The sequence below is a fragment of the Paenibacillus sp. FSL R7-0340 genome (genome assembly GCF_038002205.1).
Lineage (GTDB): Bacteria > Bacillota > Bacilli > Paenibacillales > Paenibacillaceae > Paenibacillus > Paenibacillus polymyxa_B.
On the sequence record NZ_JBBOBY010000001.1, the window covers coordinates 2652638 to 2672001 of the forward strand.

Annotated in this window: 21 protein-coding genes; all 21 read left to right on the forward strand. The window is 47.1% G+C overall.

Going from position 1 to position 19364, the window contains the following annotated elements; genetic code table 11:
• The first annotated feature begins 1 nt into the window (after position 1).
• The 21 genes from ndk (at position 2) to MKX59_RS11835 (ending at position 19341) form a co-directional block, all read left to right on the forward strand.
• The gene (gene ndk, locus MKX59_RS11735) at positions 2 to 445 is read left to right on the forward strand and encodes a nucleoside-diphosphate kinase (RefSeq protein ID WP_013310722.1); all 444 of its coding nucleotides are present in this window, start codon (positions 2 to 4) and stop codon (positions 443 to 445) included.
• A gap of 30 nt (positions 446 to 475) precedes the next feature.
• The gene (locus tag MKX59_RS11740) at positions 476 to 1276 is read left to right on the forward strand and encodes a CheR family methyltransferase (protein WP_023989169.1); all 801 of its coding nucleotides are present in this window, start codon (positions 476 to 478) and stop codon (positions 1274 to 1276) included.
• 228 nt (positions 1277 to 1504) lie between these two features.
• Positions 1505 to 2674 carry a chorismate synthase gene (gene aroC / locus MKX59_RS11745; RefSeq protein ID WP_028540638.1) on the forward strand — a complete coding sequence of 390 codons (1170 nt, stop codon included), beginning with the start codon at positions 1505 to 1507 and terminating at the stop codon, positions 2672 to 2674.
• Between the two features lies 1 nt (position 2675).
• Positions 2676 to 3770, forward strand: a complete 1095-nt coding sequence (aroB, locus tag MKX59_RS11750) for a 3-dehydroquinate synthase (RefSeq protein WP_076159307.1) — start codon at positions 2676 to 2678, stop codon at positions 3768 to 3770.
• A gap of 2 nt (positions 3771 to 3772) precedes the next feature.
• Positions 3773 to 4147 carry a chorismate mutase gene (gene aroH / locus MKX59_RS11755; RefSeq protein ID WP_013310718.1) on the forward strand — a complete coding sequence of 125 codons (375 nt, stop codon included), beginning with the start codon at positions 3773 to 3775 and terminating at the stop codon, positions 4145 to 4147.
• Positions 4148 to 4533: 386 nt separating this feature from the next.
• On the forward strand, positions 4534 to 6084 hold the full coding sequence (gene trpE, locus MKX59_RS11760) for an anthranilate synthase component I (protein ID WP_028540639.1): 1551 nt from the start codon (positions 4534 to 4536) through the stop codon (positions 6082 to 6084).
• Between the two features lie 34 nt (positions 6085 to 6118).
• Complete coding sequence (gene trpD / locus MKX59_RS11765; RefSeq protein WP_028540640.1) at positions 6119 to 7165, forward strand: anthranilate phosphoribosyltransferase; 1047 nt, start codon at positions 6119 to 6121, stop codon at positions 7163 to 7165.
• Positions 7155 to 7949, forward strand: coding sequence for an indole-3-glycerol phosphate synthase TrpC (gene trpC / locus MKX59_RS11770; protein ID WP_028540641.1), 795 nt, complete (start codon positions 7155 to 7157; stop codon positions 7947 to 7949). The genes trpD and trpC overlap by 11 nt, the downstream gene beginning before the upstream one ends.
• Complete coding sequence (locus tag MKX59_RS11775) at positions 7946 to 8617, forward strand: phosphoribosylanthranilate isomerase (RefSeq protein ID WP_028540642.1); 672 nt, start codon at positions 7946 to 7948, stop codon at positions 8615 to 8617. Before trpC ends, MKX59_RS11775 begins: the two co-directional genes overlap by 4 nt.
• Entirely contained in the window at positions 8614 to 9810 is a 1197-nt protein-coding gene (trpB, locus tag MKX59_RS11780) for a tryptophan synthase subunit beta (RefSeq protein WP_013310713.1), read from the forward strand. Before MKX59_RS11775 ends, trpB begins: the two co-directional genes overlap by 4 nt.
• A complete protein-coding gene (gene trpA, locus MKX59_RS11785; protein WP_023989161.1) occupies positions 9807 to 10613 on the forward strand; it encodes a tryptophan synthase subunit alpha in 807 nt (268 codons plus the stop codon). Before trpB ends, trpA begins: the two co-directional genes overlap by 4 nt.
• A 57-nt stretch (positions 10614 to 10670) precedes the next feature.
• Positions 10671 to 11774, forward strand: a complete 1104-nt coding sequence (hisC, locus tag MKX59_RS11790; RefSeq protein ID WP_023989160.1) for a histidinol-phosphate transaminase — start codon at positions 10671 to 10673, stop codon at positions 11772 to 11774.
• A 26-nt stretch (positions 11775 to 11800) separates the two neighbouring features.
• The gene (locus MKX59_RS11795) at positions 11801 to 12889 is read left to right on the forward strand and encodes a prephenate dehydrogenase (protein WP_068941606.1); all 1089 of its coding nucleotides are present in this window, start codon (positions 11801 to 11803) and stop codon (positions 12887 to 12889) included.
• A gap of 808 nt (positions 12890 to 13697) precedes the next feature.
• Positions 13698 to 14294, forward strand: a complete 597-nt coding sequence (locus tag MKX59_RS11800) for an RNA polymerase sigma factor (RefSeq protein ID WP_013310707.1) — start codon at positions 13698 to 13700, stop codon at positions 14292 to 14294.
• Positions 14291 to 14917 (forward strand): hypothetical protein, encoded by a 627-nt coding sequence (locus MKX59_RS11805; protein ID WP_025723085.1) that lies wholly within the window; start codon positions 14291 to 14293, stop codon positions 14915 to 14917. Before MKX59_RS11800 ends, MKX59_RS11805 begins: the two co-directional genes overlap by 4 nt.
• Positions 14918 to 14985: 68 nt before the next feature.
• Positions 14986 to 15588 carry a histidine phosphatase family protein gene (locus MKX59_RS11810; protein ID WP_028540645.1) on the forward strand — a complete coding sequence of 201 codons (603 nt, stop codon included), beginning with the start codon at positions 14986 to 14988 and terminating at the stop codon, positions 15586 to 15588.
• 165 nt (positions 15589 to 15753) lie between these two features.
• Positions 15754 to 16863, forward strand: a complete 1110-nt coding sequence (locus MKX59_RS11815) for a hypothetical protein (RefSeq protein ID WP_023989154.1) — start codon at positions 15754 to 15756, stop codon at positions 16861 to 16863.
• A gap of 52 nt (positions 16864 to 16915) precedes the next feature.
• A complete protein-coding gene (locus MKX59_RS11820; protein ID WP_023989153.1) occupies positions 16916 to 17422 on the forward strand; it encodes a gamma carbonic anhydrase family protein in 507 nt (168 codons plus the stop codon).
• A 22-nt stretch (positions 17423 to 17444) separates the two neighbouring features.
• Positions 17445 to 17624 (forward strand): IDEAL domain-containing protein, encoded by a 180-nt coding sequence (locus MKX59_RS11825; protein WP_013371655.1) that lies wholly within the window; start codon positions 17445 to 17447, stop codon positions 17622 to 17624.
• A 173-nt stretch (positions 17625 to 17797) separates the two neighbouring features.
• The gene (locus MKX59_RS11830; RefSeq protein ID WP_028540646.1) at positions 17798 to 18442 is read left to right on the forward strand and encodes a DUF1405 domain-containing protein; all 645 of its coding nucleotides are present in this window, start codon (positions 17798 to 17800) and stop codon (positions 18440 to 18442) included.
• Positions 18443 to 18444: 2 nt separating this feature from the next.
• Complete coding sequence (locus MKX59_RS11835) at positions 18445 to 19341, forward strand: GNAT family N-acetyltransferase (RefSeq protein WP_028540647.1); 897 nt, start codon at positions 18445 to 18447, stop codon at positions 19339 to 19341.
• Positions 19342 to 19364: the final 23 nt, after the last annotated feature.

Consider the following 19364-nt stretch of genomic DNA (forward strand, 5'->3'; position numbering starts at 1 on the left):
GATGGATCGTACTTTTTTGATGGTTAAACCGGATGGTGTACAACGTGGATTGATTGGACGTATCATCAGTCGACTGGAAGACAAAGGCTTCAAAATGACGGCTGGCAAGCTTGTGCAAGTATCTAGAGAACAGGCAGAACGGCATTATGCGGAGCATGTGGGCAAGCCTTTTTTTGAAGAGCTTGTAGGTTTTATCACATCAGGCCCTGTGTTTGCTATGGTATGGGAAGGGGATAACATCGTTACGCTTTCCCGCTTGTTGATTGGTAAAACACAAGTAACTGAAGCTCTTCCGGGCACAATTCGTGGAGACTTTGCAGCACATACACCGTTTAACCTCATTCATGGTTCAGATTCACCGGAGAGCGCAGAGCGCGAGATTGCAAATTTTTTCATGCCGGAAGAATCCGTTCGGTACGAAAAAAGTGTGGCGACCTGGATGTAAGTTAAATTACGTATGAAGAAGGATGGTAGCATGACGGATATGGAACTGGGTCAGACGGACCCCGATTACACAGCGTTTATCCGCAAAATCAAGGACAGCACAGGTATTGATCTTGCACAATACAAAGAAGCACAGATGAAAAGGCGGTTAACTACGCTTCGCAACAAAAACGGGTTTCCCAGTTTTGTTTCTTTTTATGATGCCATGATGAAGGAAAAACCTCTATTCTATGAATTTCTGGATCGAATGACGATCAATGTTTCGGAATTTTGGCGAAATCCCAATCGGTGGGAAGTGCTGCGAGATACAATCTTGCCACAGCTGCTTGTGGGGAAGCAGAAGCTTAAGCTGTGGAGTGCTGCCTGCTCGACTGGTGAAGAGCCTTATAGCCTGGCTATGGTTCTCGACGGTAAAGGGATTTTGGGGAATTGTTCCATTACAGCTTCCGACATTGATGACGGTGCATTGGCAAAAGCCAAGGAAGGCAAATATTTGGAGCGTTCGCTCAAGGATGTACCTGAGCAGGTGGCTAGCAAATATTTTAAGCCGGATGGTGCGATGTATCGAATTGATGACCGTTTGAAACAAGCCGTGAAATTTCAAAAGCAAAACTTGCTGCTGGATCGGTTTGAGGATGGTTATGATCTCATTATCTGTCGAAATGTAATGATTTATTTTACAGAAGAGGCCAAACATACGTTGTATCAAAAGTTTGCAGCCAGTCTTCGTCCCGGCGGTGTGTTATTTGTCGGTAGTACAGAGCAAATCTTTTCTCCTAACCAATATGGTCTGGAATCGACGGAAACCTTTTTTTATCGCAAAAAAGCATAAGCCTGCATGTATCATCCAAAGTTTGTAGGAACTTATTTATATCCTTGAGTAATTGATGGTTGGCTTATCAGCAAAGCACGTCCTTTAGCCCCTTTGGCTAAGAGGCGTGTTTTTGTTTATCTGCATACACGTGGCTTTTCTTGTCAAAGAAAGGTGCGTATACTATAATGAAGCACAGTTAAAGATTTTAGCGATGCACAGTTTAACAGTTTAAAGGGGGAACGCGTCATGAGTTTACGTTATTTAACCGCGGGGGAAACGCATGGTCCCCAGCTAACTGCCATTGTAGAGGGTATGCCGAGCAATTTAAAATTGGATTTTGAGGAATTGAATTTTCAGCTGCACCGTCGTCAGAAAGGGTATGGACGGGGGCGGCGTATGCAGATTGAAAAAGATACGGCGAAGATTGCCGGAGGCGTACGTCACGGCTATACCACAGGTGCACCGATTGCGCTGGTTGTGGAAAATAACGATTGGAAGCACTGGCAGAACATTATGAATATTGAGCCTATTGAAGGCAGTGATGAAGACAAGCGTCGGGTTCACCGACCACGTCCGGGTCATGCGGATTTGAATGGCGGAATGAAATACAACCTGAAGGACCTTCGTAACGTGCTGGAGCGCTCCAGTGCACGTGAAACAGCAATTCGTGTGGCATGCGGCGGTTTGGCCCGTCAATTGCTGGCTGAGTTCGGAATCAAGGTGGCAGGTCAGGTCATCCGTATTGGGGAAATCGAAGCTCCTTACCGTGATTTGCCGATTGATGAGCTGATTGCCGTGACAGAAGCCTCCTCGGTGAGAGTAACCGATCCAGAAACCGAAAAGAAAATGGAAGCATACATTGATCTGATCAAGCAAGAAGGTGATTCAGTCGGTGGGGTAGTGGAGTGTATTGTAGAAGGTGTTCCGATTGGTCTGGGCAGTCATGTACAGTATGATCGGAAACTGGATGCACGTATCGCACAAGGCGTCATGTCGATTAATGCATTTAAAGGCGTGGAGATTGGCATCGGCTTTGAAGCAGGGGAATTGCGCGGTTCACAGGTGCATGACGAGATTCTATATGATGAGGAACGTGGATATCACCGTCGTACCAATCGTTTGGGTGGTTTTGAGGGTGGTATGACGAATGGAATGCCAGTTGTGGTTCGTGGCGTAATGAAGCCGATTCCCACACTCTACAAGCCGTTGCAAAGCGTCGACATTGATACAAAGGAAGCGTTCACCGCACAGGTTGAGCGTTCGGATGCATGTGCAGTGCCAGCGGCAAGCGTAGTCATGGAGCATGTCGTAGCTTGGGAGATTGCGAAAGCTTTACTAGAAAAATTCGGTGGGGATTCGATTGAAGAGATTCGCGCGAATATTGCATCCTACGAAGAACAACTGGGGCGGTACTAAGATGAGTACGCTGACGGTACAACTTGGCGAACGTTCTTATCCTATTCATATCGGACGAGGGCTGTTACATCGATCCGGAGAGTTGTTGAAGGAACGAGGAATTGCGCAAAAAAGCCCGTTGTTAATTGTTTCTGACGAAAATGTAGCGGGATTCTACTTGGCAACATTGGAGAGCAATCTTCAGGCATCTGGCTACAAGACAGTGTCCTTTGTCGTTAAGCCAGGTGAAACCTCCAAGTCGCTTGCTGTATTTGAGCAGGTCATAACAGCAGCCATTGAGGGCGGTTTGGATCGCAATTCAGCCGTTATTGCACTTGGTGGTGGTGTGGTGGGTGATTTGGCTGGATTTGTGGCAGCTTCTTATATGAGAGGTGTCAAGTTTGTACAGATCCCCACTACGATCCTTGCCCATGATAGTAGCGTGGGCGGTAAGGTCGGCATCAACCATCCTTTGGCGAAGAATATGATAGGAGCCTTCCATCAACCGGAACTTGTGTTATATGACGTAGATACGTTGTCCACCTTACCTCCTCGTGAGGTATCTGCGGGGCTTGCTGAAATGATCAAGCATGGTTTGATCTGGGATGCTGATTTCGCCCAGTGGTGCCGTGACCATGCGACTGATTTGCTTGCGCTAGATGCGGCAGCCCTGGAGTACGGACTGGAAAAGGGTTGTTCCGTAAAAGCCGAAGTGGTGTCGCGTGATGAACGAGAAAATGATTTGCGTGCTATTCTAAATCTAGGTCATACGATTGGTCATGCGATTGAAGCCATTGCGGGATATGGTGAGTTTTTACACGGGGAAGCCATTTCTATTGGTATGGTCGGCTCCGCACTTTTGGGCGTGAAGCTGGGGGCAGATCCTTCTTTGGTAGATGAAACGAAGGATATGTTGTCTTCGCTACGGCTACCGACCTCCCTTCCGTCACATCTCGATACAGATCGGCTGCTGGACGCGATGATGCATGACAAAAAGTTCAAAGAAGGCAGCATTACTTTTGTCGTCCCACGTAGCATCGGGCACGTGGAGGTTGTGAAGGATATTTCCGTCTCTTACATCCGACGAGTTATTGAACAGTTAAAAGAGGGGGCGTAACGATGTACAATCGGGGAATTCGTGGCGCGACGACCGTAGTGAATAATGAAGAAAACGAAATTTTGGAAGCAACATGCCAACTACTGGAGGAAATTGTATCCTACAATGAAATTCAGCCGGAGGATATTAGTAACGTATGGATTACGGTGACCCATGACCTGGATACTGCCTTTCCAGCCAAGGCCATTCGTCAGCTTGATGGCTGGGATATGGTTCCGCTCATGTGTGCATTAGAAATTCCTGTGGCAGGCAGTTTACCCAAGTGCATCCGTTTGATGGTACAGGTGAACACCGATAAATCCCAGCGGGAAATTAAACATGTATATTTGAACGGAGCACAGGCGTTAAGACCGGATCTGGCTTCCCAAGGGAAATAAGTGCCCGTTTTTAAAGTTGATGGTTGCCAAAGTAACATCCCATGAGATATAGTGTGTGTAGCAGAGTTAAGTAGAGTAGAGTTAGCCAGAGACAGAGTTGAGATGAGAAGAGTGCAGCCTTAGCCAATTCCATATGAGATTACAGAGATCGGCGGTAGCGGGTAAGCTTTTGTCTATGAAGAGATATTCTTCTACAGAGAAGCTTATTTGAGGCAACCTGTGCGGTTATACAAAAGGGATGAGTGTATACTTATCTATTTGCTGTAGTCATTTTACATATGGAGCATTCTTATAATTTCGATAACTGACAGCCTCTACCTTACCGGTAGAGGCTTTTTTATATTCTCTCCTTTGGTTCTGCGCCAATTTGGAAAGGAAGTGATCTCATGTTAACGCCGCATGTGGAGCAAGTGATAACGATGGCGAGTGAATTTAACCTGATTCCTGTGTACAAAAAAGTGCTGGCTGATATGGAGACGCCGATTCGGATTTTCCGTCGGTATGCCGAGCGGGACCGTGCCTTTCTGCTAGAGAGTGTAGAGGGAGGCGAACAGTGGGCGCGACATTCATTCATCGGTACAGACCCGTTCCTAATGGTCTCGGGTAAAAAAGGACGTTTGATATTGGAGCAACACGGTAAACGGCAAATATTAAACGACAAGCCGATTGAAGCGCTCAAAGCATTGCTTCGTAAATACCGTAGTCCGAAACTGAAAGAAATGCCTCCATTTACAGGCGGGGCTATTGGATTTTTTGGATATGACTTGCTTCAATACTATGAAAAGCTGCCAGAGCATTCGGTAGATGATTTGAATATGGATGATATTCGTTTTATGTTCTGCGATCAAGTCATTGTCTTTGATCATGTGAAACAGCAAATTTTGCTGGTCGGCAATGTTCATATAGGCGAAGGGTTTCGCGATGAGGACATTCGTGCTGCTTATGCTGATGTGGAACGCAGGTTGGAGGAAACGGCGCAGTATCTGCGCAAGCAGACCCCGCCTGAGCGATTAGGATCGGCTTCCATTCCTGATGATGTGGAACTAGGTGAGATCCAATCCAATATGACGAAGGAACAATTTATATCAAACGTAGAGCAGGCAAAGGAGTATATCCGCTCCGGTGATATTTTTCAGGTTGTACTATCCCAGCGTTTTCACATTGATACAGAGGCCTCTCCTTTACAGGTATACCGCGTGCTGCGCACGATGAACCCGTCGCCATATATGTATTATTTGAAAATGGATGACGAGATCATCGTAGGTACCTCGCCTGAGGCACTCGTCAAGGTGGAAAACGGCCGGGTAGAAACCCGTCCTATTGCAGGAACGAGACCGCGTGGGGTAACGGAGACAGAAGATGCGGCACTTGCTGAAGAACTGTTAAACGATGAAAAAGAGCGTGCAGAACATCTGATGCTGGTCGATTTGGGAAGAAATGATTTGGGCCGTGTATCACAGTTTGGCACAGTCAAATGCGATACGTTTATGGAAATTGAACGCTATTCCCATGTCATGCACATTGTTTCCAATGTGTCGGGTGAGCTACGTGAGGACAAAGATTTCTTCGATGCCTTCCTGTCTTGTCTGCCAGCTGGCACTGTATCGGGGGCTCCGAAGCTACGGGCCATGGAGATTATTGCTGAGTTGGAGCGGGAAGCACGCGGACCCTATGCAGGGGCGATTGGATATTTGGGCTTCTCGGGCAATATGGACGCTTGCATTACGATTCGCACGATTGTGTTTAAAAAGAACCGGGCCTATGTCCAGGCAGGCGCTGGAATTGTGTGGGACTCGGTTCCGGAAAGCGAGTATCAGGAGACGGTAAACAAAGCAAAGGCATTGCTGAAGGCAATCCGCACGGCAGAAGTGATGTTTCCGGCAACAACACAGCCCTATAACAGCGTCATCAACCAGGATTATTTGTACACTCCGTAACACACAAAAATCTGATTTTGAGGAGGAGACGACAATGGAACGACATGACATGATGCAAGTGGGGTTAAGCCGGATCATTGAGGGACAGCATCTTTCGCGTACGGAGGCCCGTAGCGTAATGGAACAGATTATGAGTGGAAGTGCTACACAGGCGCAAATTGGCGGGCTGCTGACGGCTCTTCGCCTCAAAGGGGAAACGGTAGATGAAATCACTGGTTTTGCCGAGGCTATGCGTAGCTACGCTAGTCCAGTGCAAGCTGAAGAAGGTAGTGGTCGTTTGCTGGACACATGTGGCACTGGAGGTTCGGGTATTCACAAGTTTAATATTTCCACGATATCCGCGATCATCGCAGCTTCGGTGTCAGTGCGGGTAGCAAAGCATGGCAATCGTTCTGCAAGTGGCCGTGCTGGGAGCGCTGATGTCCTGGAGGCATTGGGAGTCAACATTCATTTGACGAGTGATCAGGCTAGGTCATGTCTGGACCGAATCGGCATCTGCTTTTTATTCGCGCAGCTGTATCATCCGTCTATGAAGCATGCCGCCGCGCCGCGTCGCGAGCTGGGTGTACGGACGGTATTTAATATGCTTGGTCCATTGACGAATCCGGCTGGTGCGGATCGGCAGCTGTTGGGCATTTATGACGCCAACAAAACGGAAGTCATTGCCGAGGTATTGAACCAGCTTGGCTCCAAACGGGCCATGGTTGTCAGTAGTCTGGATGGGCTAGATGAAATTAGTATTTCAGCTGCGACACGAGTATCCGAGTTGAAGGACGGCAAGGTTCACACGTTCGAGCTTCATCCGTCGGATCTGGGCTTGCAGACGCATTCTCTCGATCAGGTGCTGGGTGGCGACGCACAGGTTAACGCAGATATCATACGACGAATTTTGAACGGAGAGCATGGAGCTTATCGGGATGTTGTGCTAGCGAATGCAGGAGCGTGCATTTATGTATCAGGGGCAGCAGACACCTTGACGGACGGAGTAGCACGAGCGGCAGAAGCCATTGACTCGGGACTGGCACTCTCCAAGCTGGATCAATTAATACAGGCAACGGGGGAATATCAATATGTATCTTGATAAAATTGTGGTGACGAAGCGACAAGAAGTGGAGCAGCTTAAGAAGCATTTTCAAATAAGTGAAGCTGAACGATTAATTGCTGATTTACCTGCGACGAGAGGATTCGAAAATGCGATCGCGAGCGGACGCAACCGTCCGCTCGGACTGATTGCTGAGGTGAAGAAGGCTTCCCCATCCAAAGGGTTGATTCGACCGGATTTCCATCCTGTGGACATTGCACGTGCATATGAGGGAGCAGGAGCGGATTGCATTTCTGTACTGACAGATGTGACGTATTTTCAGGGGAGCCCTAAATATTTACAGCAAATTCGCGATCAGGTGAAGATTCCGCTGCTGCGAAAGGATTTTATCATTGATGAACGGCAAATATATGAAGCTCGTCTGCTGGGAGCGGATGCGGTGCTGTTGATTGCCGCTATCCTGGAACCGCGTGTATTAGGGTCCTTTTTACAGATCGCCAAGGACCTCGGGCTGGACGCATTGGTAGAGGTGCATGACAGCGAGGAGCTTAAAGCGGTGCTGGAGCTGGGGACAGCAACCTTGATTGGTGTAAATAACCGAAATCTGCGGACATTCGAGACTCGTCTCCAGACGACAGAGGAGCTGATCTCACTAATTCCTAAAGGGATTACGTTCATCAGTGAGAGCGGAATTGCGGGACCGGAAGATGTTAAGTATCTGTATTCGGTAGGTGCACACGGTATCCTGGTCGGGGAGCATCTGATGCGCAAGGAAGATGTAGGACAGGCTGTAGCCGAATTGATGGACGGGGTTAAAGCATGAACAAAACGGGCATAAAAATTTGTGGACTTCAAAGCGTTGAAGTGCTAAAATCTATGGTAAACTTACCGGTCGATTATATAGGTTTTGTGTTTGCCGACAGCAAGCGCCGGATTGACGGCGTACAGGCTGGAGAGCTGCTTCGCGTATTGGATGAATGGACCTCAGGCAGCAGACCGCGCAGCGTGGGTGTATTTGTGAACCCTGGTGATGCACTGTTAAATGATGTGATGGAGAAAGCACCCTTGGATGTCATACAGCTGCATGGGCAGGAAAGTCCGCAGCGCTGTCGGGAGATCAGGGAGCGTTTTGGTATACAGGTATTCAAGGCATGGTCTGTGGACAGTCAAGGGCAGCTAGAACGCTCGGCGGACGAATTGGATGCCTATGTCGGGACAATTGACGCTTTACTGCTGGATACATACGATCCCCTGTATGGTGGCGGCTCCGGAAAAACGTTTGCGTGGGATCGAATTCCTGCCTATCAGGCTTGGACTCATCAACATGGAATCCCTTTGTTTGTAGCCGGCGGGCTGACTGCCGATAATGCGGAAAAGCTAGTTCATGAGTATCATCCCGATGGGCTGGATGTATCCAGCGGTGTAGAGACGAACGGAGTCAAGGACATTGCAAAAATCACAGCATTCGTAGAAAGGGTGAAGCAGGCATGACACAATTACCTGATAACAACGGACGTTTTGGAACATTTGGAGGACGTTTTGTACCGGAAACGTTGATGAACGCACTGATTGAATTGGAGGAATCCTACCGTAAGTACGCGGATGATCCCGAGTTTAAAGCAGAGTTGAACGGGCTCCTAAAGGACTATTCTGGTCGGGAAACGCCACTTTATCATGCGGAGCGTCTGAGTCAGCATTTGGGCGGGGCTAAAATTTACTTGAAGCGCGAAGATTTAAATCATACCGGTGCCCACAAAATCAATAATGCATTAGCTCAGGGTTTGTTGGCGAAGCGTATGGGTAAACAGAAGGTCATTGCTGAGACAGGCGCAGGACAGCATGGTGTCGCGACAGCGACTGTGGCTGCGTTGCTCGGATTGGAATGCAAGGTGTTTATGGGCGAAGAGGATACTGTGCGCCAGCAGCTGAACGTCTTTCGGATGCAGCTTTTGGGTGCAGAGGTCATTCCGGTGACATCGGGTACACGTACACTTAAGGATGCCGGGAATGAAGCTTTGCGTTACTGGGTCAGCCATGTCCATGATACGTTCTATATTTTGGGTTCAGCTGTCGGCCCGCATCCGTATCCGATGATGGTGCGGGACTTCCAACGTGTGATTGGTGATGAAACACGTCGCCAGATCCTAGAGAAGGAAGGCAGACTTCCGGATGTCATCGTGGCAGCGATCGGTGGCGGAAGCAATGCCATCGGCATGTTTTATCCTTTTATTGAGGATCAGGGTGTCGCTTTGATTGGCGTGGAGGCCGCTGGAAAAGGTGTCGAAACGGAATTCCATGCAGCTACGATGACCAAGGGAACACAAGGGGTCTTCCAAGGCTCTATGAGTTATCTGCTTCAGGATGAGTACGGACAAGTGCAGCCTGCGCATTCCATCTCGGCTGGACTGGATTATCCAGGTGTTGGACCGGAGCATTCATACCTGAAAGATATTGAGCGGGCCAAGTATGTTCCGATTACCGATCAGGAAGCGCTGGATGCGCTTCAGCTTCTCTGCCGTACCGAAGGAATACTTCCTGCATTAGAGTCGGCACATGCAGTTGCACAGGTCGTCAAGCTGGCACCTACGTTGACGGCAGATGATATTATCGTCATTTGTTTGTCTGGACGCGGGGATAAAGATGTGGACTCCATTATCAAGTATTTGGGAGGAAATCCGTCATGAATTTAATTGATCAGGCGTTTGGTCGCCTTAAAAATGAAGGCAAAACGGCATTAATTCCTTTTCTGACGGTAGGTGACCCGGATGTGGATACTACAATAGAGATCATTCGGCAGTTAGAGTCGGCCGGAGCTGACATATTGGAACTGGGTGTACCCTATTCCGACCCGCTGGCTGACGGTCCTGTAATTCAGCGCGCGTCTGAGCGTGCACTGAAACGGCAAATTTCCATCCGCACGTGCATGGAGACAGCTTCTCTGGCTAGGGCGGCAGGTTCAAGCCTGCCTTTTATTCTGTTCACGTATTATAACCCTGTATTACAGATGGGTATGGATGCTTTTTTCGCAGGCTTGCAGGAGCACGGTATCAGTGGTCTGATTATTCCGGACCTTCCGCTGGAGGAAGCGGAGGAGCTGGGAGGACGGGCAGCAGAGGTGGGTGTGCATCTGATTCCTCTGGTGGCTCCAACTTCTGAACAGCGGATCGAGCGAATTGTCCGTCAGGCCCGAGGATTTGTATACTGTGTATCCTCGCTGGGTGTAACCGGGGAAAGAGCTTCCTTTTTTGAAGGTATAGAGGGCTTTATCGCGCAGGTCAAACGGCATACGGATATTCCGGTAGCGGTCGGCTTTGGGATCTCTACTCAAGAGCAGGTAGCCCGGTTTTCAAACATTTGCGATGGAGTTGTGGTCGGCAGTGCTATTGTACGTCAGGTGGAAGAAGCCATTCCATTGCTGAATGATTCTGCGCGCAGGCAAGAAGGTCTTTTGCAAATTCATAATTTTGTGGCACAATTAAAGCAGTAATGGCTGTCAAAATAGAAAGTAATAAATATGTTCTGATTGGATAGAGGAGGTAGGGGCATGCAACCTAAACCGCATATTGTACATTTGCCAGTATATCAGCCCGGTAAACCGATTGAAGACGTAAAACGTGAGCTGGGACTCGATGAAGTCATCAAGCTCGCCTCGAACGAGAATCCGTATGGTAGCTCTCCCAAAGTGTTGCAGGCCATTCAGCAGGAGTTTGCTAACATTAGTGTATATCCTGACGGAAGTGCCGTAGCTTTGACACAGGCACTAGCTAAACGGACGGGTTTAAAAGAGGAACAGTTTATCTATGGCTGCGGATCTGACGAAATAATTGCGTTGATTACGCGTGCTTTTCTCCTTCCCGGGGAAGAAAGCATTATGGCCGATCAGACATTTTCCGTATACAAAAGTAACGTAGAAATTGAGGGAGCGGTTGCAGTTGAGGTGCCTTTGCGTGACGGTGTACATGATCTGGATGCTATGCTGTCCCACATCAATGACCGTACGAAAATTATTTGGATCTGTAATCCAAATAACCCGACGGGCACGATTGTACCCGAAGCAGAGCTGATTGCGTTTTTGGACCAAGTACCAAAGCATATCATGGTTGTACTGGATGAAGCCTACGCCGAGTTTGTGACGGATCGCTCGTATCCCGACGGCATTCGTTTGTTGCCAGCGTATGAAAACCTGGTTGTACTACGCACCTTCTCCAAAATCTATGGGCTTGCTTCGCTGCGCATTGGTTATGGTATGGGAGCTGAGTCAATCATTCGCTTGATAAATCAGGTTCGTGAACCGTTTAATACATCACGGGTAGCACAGGCTGCGGCCATTGCTGCCTTGGAAGATCAGGAATTTGTTCAAGAATGCCGGGATCGTAATGCAGAGGGCAGAGCTTATTTGCAAAATGAGCTGAAGCGTCTGGGACTGGAGTCTTTCCCGGCACATGGTAATTTTATTATGCTGGATGTACGTCGTCCATCCGGTGAAGTATTCCAGGAGTTGCTTCGTAAAGGTGTGATTATTCGCGCAGGTCATCACAAATATCCGACATATATTAGGGTGTCGGTTGGATCACAACCGCAAAATGAGTTGTTTATTCGTGCGCTGGAACAGGTCCTGGGGGCGGAAGCGGCGAAAGTACGCCTATAATTTCCGCAGATGGGATTTGATAATTGATGAAGATTGCCATTTTCGGCGTGGGACTGATTGGTGGGTCCCTCGCACTTTGTTTTAAAGGGAAGCCGAATATTACTGTTGTCGGCCATGCTCATCTCCCTGAACTGATGGAACCGATGTTAAGCCGTGGTGTCGTGGACACCGCGACTCTCTCGGTTGAAGAAGCGGCAGCGGATGCCGATTTTATTTTTTTATGCGTACCTGTGGGCTTACTGGAGCATTATCTCGAACTGTTAAGCAAGTTACCGCTTAAAGCGGGTTGTATTATCACTGATGTAGGCAGCACGAAATCGGCAATTGCCAAGAAAGCATCAGAAATTTCTTTGCGCAACGCTTACTTTATCGGTGGTCATCCAATGGCCGGTTCAGAGCGTTCCGGTGTAAAGGCTGCTTCCGCGTTGCTGTTTGAAAACGCATATTATGTGCTTTCCCCGGCAGAGGGTGTGCCAGAGGAAGCATACAGTTCACTGGAACGTTTGTTAAAATATACTAGTGCTCATGTTGTGCGTGTCCAACCTGATATGCACGATGACATTGTCGGCGCGATTAGCCATCTTCCGCACATTATTGCAGCGGCGCTGGTGAATCAGGTGCGAAAGCACAATGATGAAAATCCGTTGTACCGTACATTGGCTGCCGGTGGGTTCCGTGATATTACACGGATAGCCTCTAGTGATCCGGTTGTGTGGCGTGACATCTTACTGAGCAATCGTGAAGTTTTACTAGGTCTGTTGGAAGAATGGAACGGACAGATTGAGCGTTTTACCCATTTACTGAGAATACAAGACGGTGAGGGAATAGCTGACGAGTTTTTGACAGCTGGGCACTTCCGCAGTGAACTGCCAGAGCGTCGCAAAGGAGTCATCGTCTCCACGTTTGATCTGTATATTGATGTACCGGATACCCCAGGGATTATCGGGCGAATTGCTATGGAACTCGGTAATCACAGCATTAATCTGAGCAATATGCAAATCATTGAAAGCCGGGAGGATGTCCCAGGCATCATGCGGCTTTCCTTCCGTCAAGAGCAGGATTGGGAGCGTGCTAAGACTCTGCTGGATTCGATGGGCTATAAAGTGGTGGTATAGGAAGGAAAGTGAGATGTTCGTTAAGGAGGCCGCTTCGCGATTCATTTAATCTTACGATCGCTGTTGCCGCCGGATTTTTTTCGATCAGATTCTTTAATGGGAAAATCCGGTGGCAAAGGCGAACGCTCCGCTTCTCCAGATTCAAATGAACCTCTGCGCTACTGACCGCCTTAAAAGCAACACGCACTTTCTGGGAGTGAAGTAGTAGAAAAGATTTAGAGCGGACGAAGGTTTCTTCGTCCGCTTTTTTTAAAGCTCCTTTTTTTGAATAAAAAAAGACCACCCGGGTAAAGCCCCGGGTGGTAGCTACTTTTAGTGAAGTAGCTGAGTAGGATAGGAGTGGAGAGAAACCATACTGTACTTTTATTATATGTATACGTTTTCATTTTGTCAATATTTTTTTAAAGCGTTTTCTTTTTGTGTATTTATCCTTATTGGTGCATTTGAATAGAACACTTTCAATCGGTTAGTCATTTAATCTTGAAAAAATTTAAAATCCATTGAAAAGCTGTATAAATGAATTAGTTGCCAGCGTTAGGGAGGCATTGATGGAAATCGTGGGGATTTTGGACTTTTTTACTGGCGGTCATTTTGTGGTACAATGGGTAAGTCCATTTTGGATGTTGAATATTGTTGGGGATAGCACCGTTAATGTTGGCACTACATAGGGTAAGAAAATAACAAATGTTCCATGATGCTGTTTCATCCATTTGCGCAGAGGGCGCAACTTTTTTTGACCTGTTCGGTATATATAGACAGAATCGAACGGGAAAACAGCACATGTATGGGCGAGGAGGGTCTCACTCGGATGATGACAGATTCCCAGATGATTCAGGAAATCAAACAAGGTAATGTTGAGGTTTATTCAGAATTAATGAGGCGGCACCAACGTAAAATTTTAGCTTTTGTTTATCATATGCTGAAAAGTTCGAACCTGGAAATGATTGCTGAGGACTTATGCTCAGAGACGTTTTATAAAGCGTATCGGAGCCTGCACTCTTTTCGCGAGGTAGACGCATCGTTCTCCACTTGGTTATATACAATTGCACGCAATACGGTGCTAAGTGAGCTTCGCAAGCACCGTAGCGGTCAGGTTCCATTGGAGGAGAGCGGTTATGTACCGGTAGCTCCATCGGATGTAATTCCGGAGCAGGCCGTCCTTCGCGGTGAGAAGGTAGAGATGGTTCGTGAAGCGATCAATAGATTGCCTGAGAAGCAGCGATCTGCGCTGATTTTGCGTGAATATGAGCAATTAGATTATCAGGAGATTGCGACTATTTTAGGACAGACGGTCAGTGCGGTGAAGTCATTGCTTTTCCGGGCAAGAACCAGTGTGAAGACGCAGTTGGAGCCTTATTTTTTTGAGCCTCTCTATGAGGAAAACGAAGGGATGAGCAGCCAATGAAATCCAGGGACACTGAGGATTTGTTCGCTACAGGCAAAAATGTATCGAAACAAGACTCGGAGCGCAGACGGGCCAAAAGCTCGTCTGCTGGGTGGGAGCATGGTTCGGAAGAAAAAGAGTGGGATTTGTCAAAAGAAAATCGATCCGCCATTCGTGATATTTCCTTTGAAATAACAGATGATAAGCTAGAGGCAATGAATCGCAGGGTCATGGATCGAATTTATGAAGAATCACCGTGGCTTGTTCCGGGCGAGCATCGACGTGCGCGTGTGAACCCAGCAGCCCGTAAGTATATGTCTGTATGGATCGCCGGCTTCTTGGCCGTATTTTTATGCAGCTTTTTGTTTTTGAACTGGAATGGAAGCTCCTCTCAGGAAAATCCCCCTCAAGCAGCTCCTGTCATGGACACTGGTATTTTACCGACAGGCCTGTTGGAAACTACAAGTACATCTCCACAATATCAATACCACATTAAAGATGTGAATAGTGGCATTATGGACCCGCTGGTTGCTAGCATTGTTCCTACTTATCCGCAATACTGGATGCTGTTGTCTGTATTGGCACTTGCGCTTGCTTTATTTTCTCTGGGCTGGATCCATCGGGCGAGAAGGGTCAGAAATTAGCAGGACAGCTGGTCCAATATGAATTCATAACAATGACTGAATAACAAAACAGCGGAGGAAACGACACGATGCTTATTGGCTTGATCAGACATGGATTGACGGATTGGAATGCGGTAGGGAAAATCCAGGGCCACAGTGATATTCCGTTGAATGAGGAAGGGCGCCGACAGGCACGCTTGCTAGCAGAACGATTAAAGGAAGAGCCTTATCATTGGGACGGGCTTATTACAAGTAGTCTCTCCAGAGCGAAAGAGACCGGGGAGATTATTGCTTCTGCTCTGCATCTCCCGTTGTTAGAGTCTGATGATCGACTAAGAGAACGTGCTTATGGTCAGGTCGAGGGCATGACGCAGGCCGAGCGTGAAGAGAAGTGGGGAGTCGACTGGCATCTGCTGGATCTCGGGCAGGAAAGCGATGCAGATCTTCAGCTTCGTGGGCTAGCTTTTATGGAGGCCATTTGGACGGAAAATCGGGACAAGAATCTGCTGGTCGTTTCCCACGGCGGTTTTTTGGCTAATTTGTATAAGGCTCTGTATCAGGAAAAATTCACGGAACGAATCGGCAATTTGTCACTTAGCGTACTCCAGCGTGAGGATATGGATTGGGCACCACTTTTGTATAATTGCACGAAGCATTTGCAAGAGAAAAGTGACTGTAACTCAAAAAGTTAGTAAAAGACCAAGGCTTCTACTTATCGTAGAAGTCGTGGTCTTTTTTGTTTTTTAATTATACCTTTGCAAAAAAGAGGTTTAGAGTCTGAACAATCCGTCAAAGCTGTGGGTACAACAGGTAAGAATCAATTCCGGATGACAGTCCAGTGACGAGGCGATGGAACAATGAATCTGGCGGATATGCTGACATTTGCGGATATTGTGCATTTGAACAGAATCGCGGTGTATTACGATTGTGACTGTAAACCTAATTCCAAGCATGAGTTGATCCAGGGGATTTTGACGAAGCTCGGCAGCAGTAGTTTTTTTGAGACGCAGGTCAAGGAGCTGAGGTTGTCAGAGGTAAGGTTTTTGAACGCGCTGCTGTTCGATGACCGACCGTATTTCAGCATGGAGGAATTGGTTGCAATAGCCAAACAGTCTGTTGAGGAGGACGAAAGTCCTGGTGAGCGGCCAAGGGATATTGTGACCCGTCTGCGTTCTAGTGGCTGGTTGTTCAATGGTTCGACGCACAATACGAGGTATTTGTTCCAAATTCCGTTGGATATGAAGGAGCGTTTTCGACGTGTTATGGTACATGACTTCCAAAGCGGAATGACACGGGTGAGCGAACCGTCGTCGTACCGGGATGAAGGGCATCTGCTGGCAGAGGATTTACGGCTTTTCCTTCAATACATGGGGCAGCATGAGGTTCCGCTAAATCCCGAGGGAGCTTGGTATCGTCGCAATCAGCAGCAGCTGATGGAGCATTTGCACATTGCGGAGCCGCTTTTGGGTAAGGGAGGATGGCGTTTCGGGTATGGCTCCTCTTTTAAGTTTTATCCAGACCGAATGGCACTACTGTATGATTATGCCCGTCACTCCAAGTACATTGAGGAGAAAGGGGACCAAGTTGTGCTGACGGCAAAGGGAGAAGCGCATCAGGAGCATACAATTGAGCAGGAAATGATACAGCTATTCAGGTTTTGGTTAAGATTGTATAAAGGAGCCGTTCCTAATTTGCTCTCTCTAGTCTACTGGATTGGAGAATGTGCCAGGCCTTGGACGTCCTCAGAGTCGCTTTTTGTACATATCGGCCCACTGATTCGACCGTTTTACTATGATACGCCCCGTTCGGTCTTTGATCAGAGGATTATACGAATGATGCTTCACTTGGGTATGCTTCGTCAGGGTGATCATTCGACAGGACCATCTGTACAGATGACGGCCTGGGGGCTGAAGTTGGCGGGAGAGTGCCGCATTGGGCGGAACGACTCGGGTATACGGCTCCATTGACAAGCAGCACACATGTTGATAGAATTTCACCCAAAATGAGAGGGTGAAGTTGATGCTGATTCACTATAACGGAAACATGCCACAGCTCCATTCATCTGTCTATATGGCAGAAGGAGCAAAAATTGTCGGAAAAGTAACGATCGGTCAAGATTCCTCTGTATGGTTTAATGCCGTACTGCGCGGAGATATGGCGCCTATCATCATCGGTGAACGCTGCAATATTCAGGACGGTGTCGTGGGACATGTGAACACGGATCAGCCCCTGTTGCTGGCGGATGACATTTCGGTAGGTCATGCTGCAATAATCCACGGTTGTACGGTAGGCAAAGGCACTTTAATCGGTATGGGGGCCATTGTACTCAACGGAGCGGAGCTTGGTGAATATGCTTTAATAGGAGCAGGGTCGGTCGTTACGGAAAATACCAAAATACCACCCTATACTCTTTCTCTCGGTACACCTGCCAAAGTGGTGCGCGAATTGACAGATGCAGATTTGCAGCGGATGTCACGAACGGCACTCAGCTATGTGGCGAAAGGAAAAGAATATAGGATCTCTTAAACTCATGTTGGAGGTGCATCCTATGGATAAAATGAAGGTTACTTATGAAGTAATGTTGGGCCTGTCTGCTGAGATGGTTTTGGACGAGGCATTACGTAAACACCGGAGTGAAAAACTCTACAAGGATATTGATGAGGCGCTAGCCTCCGGAGATGAAGTAGCTTTTCGTCATCTTACGGATGAGCTGAAAGCAATGAGTTAGAACAATTTTAGGAACCCTAAGTTGGATTTCAGACAAATCGTTAGTTCGAGATTATAATCATCAAACCTGACTGTAGCGGCGGTCAGGTTTTTTTGATACGCTTGGATATGATATAGTCTTTGTAGGATGGAGCCTGTACAAGGTAACTGTCGTATGAACGGAGGATGAAGGACGTGTCGTTATCTTATTTGTGGAGCCGGTCGTTCTTGACGAGCCGGCCTTTTTTGTGGCTGCTGTTCTGGTGTAATTTTGTGGGAACAGTGTATGGGTACATATGGTATGGGGGGCAGTTGGAATATACACTAAATTATCACCCGTTGTGGCAGATTGTATTTGTGCCTGATAGTCCGACGGCGAGTCTGTTTTTTACGATCTCTATAGCATTTTTGCTCTATTCTCCGCATCTCAAGAGCTTAAAGGTCATTCGCCAGATCATGGAGGCGTTGGCTGTTGTCACGAGTGTAAAATATGGCATCTGGGCTTCGGCTATTATTTTTTGGGGAGTCGCGCAGGGGGGACACATGATATGGCAGGATTGGATGCTGGTGGCATCTCATACGGCAATGGCGGTCGAAGTGTTACTGTTCGTGCGTTTTTTCACCTGCAAATGGACTGCTTTATGCCTAGCTGCACTCTGGACATTGTTAAATGATACGATGGATTATACATTTGGCATATATCCGTATCTTCCGAAGACGCTAACGGATGATGTACCGCAAGTGCGTGCTTTTACCTATATGCTGACCCTTGTCAGTATCATAGCGACATGGCTTGCCATGTTTGGGCGCAATCGAATGGGAGTAGAAGTGGAGAAATAGAGATGAATATTGTTATAAGCCAAAAAGAATATATATTTAAAAAAGGAATCCGTGATGATCTTAAAATAAGAAAGAGCTTTAATCAATTAGCCAAACAAAGCTTTGGTTTTGATTTTGAGGCTTGGTATCAATTGGGCTTTTGGAATGATAAATATATCCCTTACGTACTTTTAGATGGGGAGGCTGTTGTGGCTAATGTATCTATAAGTCTGATGGATTTTTGTTTGTCGGGTGAAATAAGAAAGTATATCCAAATCGGAACTGTAATGACGGATACCAACTATAGAAATCAAGGGTTGAGCCGGTTTTTAATAGAACGTGTATTAGAAGATTGGCAGGGCAACTGTGATGCTATGTATTTGTTCGCAAATGATAGTGTGAAGAATTTTTACCCTAAATTCGGGTTTGTTTCGGTACAAGAATATCAATTAAACCGGAAAGTAACCGCAAACAACGTAGACATTAAAGTTGAGAAATTGAACATGGAAGAGCAGTCGGATTTAAATTTACTGAAAAATAAAAGTGCTAGATTAAATCCGTATTCACTTTTTGCTGCGAAAAGTAGTGAATGGCTGGTCTTATTCTATGCCATCTCGTTTTTTAATGATAAATTTTGGTATATACCTCAATACGATACGATTGTGGTTGCAGATTTTGAAGGGGATACGATGAATTGTTACGATATTTATGGAACGGGCGAAATTCCTATGGATATCATACTGTCAGCGGTAACGAAACAAGAAACGAAGAAGGTTGTTTTTGGCTTTACACCAAGAGAACAGGAAGGCTGCAATATTTCTCTGTTGAAACAGGAAGATACGACGCTATTTTATAAAACTAAAGATCAAAACACATGTAAAGAAAACCAACGAATGTTTCCTATTTTGTCCCGGGCATAACCCGGCTTCAAACGATTCGTCCT